The 2,782-nt window shown below is 74.4% G+C and carries 4 protein-coding genes; 1 reads left to right on the forward strand and 3 read right to left on the reverse strand.

What is annotated here, in order from left to right:
* Positions 1 to 78: 78 nt before the first annotated feature.
* On the reverse strand, positions 79 to 405 hold the full coding sequence (locus HGA02_RS15535) for a DMT family transporter (RefSeq protein WP_168679964.1): 327 nt from the start codon (positions 403 to 405) through the stop codon (positions 79 to 81).
* 127 nt (positions 406 to 532) lie between these two features.
* Here HGA02_RS15535 and HGA02_RS15540 point away from each other — a divergent pair, with 127 nt between their 5' ends.
* Positions 533 to 1,522, forward strand: coding sequence for a 1,4-dihydroxy-2-naphthoyl-CoA synthase (locus HGA02_RS15540; RefSeq protein ID WP_168679965.1), 990 nt, complete (start codon positions 533 to 535; stop codon positions 1,520 to 1,522).
* 43 nt (positions 1,523 to 1,565) lie between these two features.
* Here HGA02_RS15540 and HGA02_RS15545 read toward each other — a convergent pair whose 3' ends face one another.
* Both HGA02_RS15545 and HGA02_RS15550 read right to left on the reverse strand, forming a co-directional pair.
* Complete coding sequence (locus HGA02_RS15545; RefSeq protein ID WP_168679966.1) at positions 1,566 to 1,721, reverse strand: hypothetical protein; 156 nt, start codon at positions 1,719 to 1,721, stop codon at positions 1,566 to 1,568.
* A 141-nt stretch (positions 1,722 to 1,862) separates the two neighbouring features.
* A partial coding sequence (locus HGA02_RS15550) for a DUF3048 domain-containing protein (protein WP_210728654.1) occupies positions 1,863 to 2,782 on the reverse strand: 920 nt, incomplete at its 5' end.

Genomic DNA, 2,782 nt, shown 5'->3' on the forward strand with positions numbered 1-2,782 from the left:
CGGGGCCCTCACGCAGCACGAGGTCGGCGGCCGCGGCGGCGAGCTGGTCGCGGCGCTGCGTGCCCTTGCTCGTGCGGGTCACGCGTGGCTGCTGCCGGACAGCTGCAGCCCGACGACGCCCGCGACGATGAGCACGAGCGACACGACGGTGAGCACCGACATCCGCTCGTGCAGCAGGATCGCGGCGGCGACCGCGGTGGTCGCGGCCCCGACGCCGACCCACACGCCGTACGCGATGCCGACGGGCAGGCTGCGCAGCGCGAAGCTCAGGCCCGCGAAGGACGCGGCTGCGAGCACGACGAACCAGACGCTGGGCCAGAGCTTGGTGAAGCCCGCGGACTGCTTGAGCGCGAGCGCCCAGCCCGCCTCGAGCACGCCGGACAGGACGAGGACGATCCAGGCCATGAGGGAAGGCACCTCCGTGCGGGCCCGCCACCGTCGGCGGGCGTCGTGCGCGCCGGGTGTCAGGTCCGCCGTCCCGCGCACGTTCTAGTACGACCGTACCAGAATAATCGAACACTAGGGTGACGACGTGAGCGACACCTCCCCGACCGCCGAGCCCGCGCTGCCCGCACCCGTCTCCACGACGTTCGACCCCCGCCGCTGGCGCACCGTCGACGGCTTCGAGGACCTCACCGACCTCACGTACCACCGCGGCTACGCGCGGCCCGACGACGCGCAGCGCGCCGCCGGCGCCACCGGTCGCGACCTGCCCGTCGTGCGCGTCGCGTTCGACCGTCCCGAGGTCCGCAACGCGTTCCGCCCGCACACCGTCGACGAGCTCTACCGCGTGCTCGACCACGCGCGCACCACGTCGTCCGTCGGGACCGTCCTGCTCACGGGCAACGGCCCGAGCCCGCGCGACGGCGGCTGGGCGTTCTGCTCGGGCGGCGACCAGCGCATCCGCGGCCGCGACGGGTACCGGTACGCCGACGGCGACACCGCGCAGGACGTCGACCCCGCGCGCGCCGGCCGGCTGCACATCCTCGAGGTGCAGCGGCTCATCCGGACCATGCCCAAGGTCGTCGTCGCGCTCGTGGCCGGCTGGGCCGCGGGCGGCGGGCACTCGCTGCACGTCGTCGCCGACCTCACGATCGCGAGCCGCGAGCACGGCCGGTTCATGCAGACCGACGCCAACGTCGGCTCGTTCGACGGCGGCTACGGGTCGGCGCTGCTCGCCCGGCAGGTCGGGCAGAAGCGCGCCCGGGAGATCTTCTTCCTGGCCCGCGAGTACTCCGCCGACGAGGCCTACGCGTGGGGCGCGGTCAACGACGTCGTGCCGCACGACGAGCTCGAGGAGGCCGGCCTCGAGTACGCCCGCATCATCGCGACCAAGTCGCCGCAGGCGATCCGCATGCTCAAGTTCGCCTTCAACCTGGCGGACGACGGCCTCGCCGGTCAGCAGGTGTTCGCCGGGGAGGCCACCCGGCTCGCCTACATGACCGACGAGGCCGTCGAGGGACGCGACGCCTTCCTCCAAAGGCGCGATCCCGACTGGTCCGGATTCCCGTACGCCTACTGACGAGATCCCTCCACCCCGTCAGCAGGCGCGCGGGAGCCGGCGCTCACTGACGACCGAACGCCCACGCCGCGAGGTCGACGACCTGGCTGATCGCGAGCGTCGCCCCCAGGGCGAGACCCGCGAGGATCACGACGGACGCGACGACGGCGCCCAGCGACGCGGTGCTGTGCTCGCGGGCTTGCAGGTGCTCGGTGGCCATGACGACAAGACTGTCGCGGCGCCCCCGGCGCGCGCGTCGCCCCCACGTCGGGAACCTGCCGGCGGGAAACCCACCCGTGGGAGGACAACGTTCCGCCCCGAGGTGGACCCGGCCGCGTCCGCGGCCCTCCCTCCGGCGGGCTCAGCCCACCGTGAGCGACCCCGAGCCGGCGGGGACGAGCTCGACCCACGTGTTGCCGGGCGCGAGGTCGGCCGGGCGCCCGTCGGGCAGGAACAGCCGCAGCGGCGCGTCCTGCGCGTCCTTCTGCCAGCGCACCGCGACGGTCTTCCCGCCCGTCGCGACCACCCCGTCACCGGAGCCGACCAGCTCGTACGTCGGCACGGGGGCACCACCCTGCGCGCCGAACTGCGTGTTGGGGTGCGCGGCCGTGATCGACACGACGTTCACCGCCGACAGCCGCGCACCGCTGCGCGCGTTCGCGGGCACCTGCCCCTCCGAGCGCAGCCACGTCCCCGACCCCGCGTCCCACGACCAGCGCGGGTTCGACGCGGCCGACAGGCGGAAGTCGAGGGTCGTGGCGGGCGTGCCGCCCGCGACCGCCGCCGACCGGTCGGCGCTGCGGGCGAACGTGAACTGCTCCCCGGGCGGCGCCTGGTGGTTCGCGTCGGCCTGCGCCCAGAACACCTCGGGCGTGCCGTAGACGTTGTGCGGCGCCGCCCGGTCCCGCGTGCGGTAGAGGCCGTCGGCGCCCGCGTCGTGCGAGATCATCTGCAGGCCGCTGTCCTTGACGAGCGCGAGGATCCCCGGCTGCCCGCCCGAGAAGACGAGCAGGCCGTGCGTCGGCGCGAGGATCACCGGGTCCATCGGACGCACCGACCGGATCGGGCCCACCTCGGCCGGCACCTGCGAGTGGAAGACCGCGACGAGCCGCGACACCTCGAACTCGACGATCGTCTCCCACACGACGTCCGCCTGCTCCAGGCCGGTCTGCGGACGCGCGACCGCGGTGTTCTCGATCTTCACGCCGAGCGCGGGACGCTGCGCGGGCTCGCCCGGCACGCCCGTCAGCGGCCACGTCGGCGGCACGACGGGCGCCGGCG

The organism is Cellulomonas septica (assembly GCF_012396155.1).
In the GTDB taxonomy this organism is placed as follows: Bacteria; Actinomycetota; Actinomycetes; order Actinomycetales; family Cellulomonadaceae; genus Cellulomonas; species Cellulomonas septica.

Excerpts from the sequence above, each read along its gene's own strand:
- HGA02_RS15545 (WP_168679966.1), bottom strand. The coding sequence starts at position 1,721 with ATGGCCACCGAGCACCTGCAAGCCCGCGAGCACAGCACCGCGTCGCTG.
- HGA02_RS15535 (WP_168679964.1), bottom strand. The coding sequence starts at position 405 with ATGGCCTGGATCGTCCTCGTCCTGTCCGGCGTGCTCGAGGCGGGCTGG.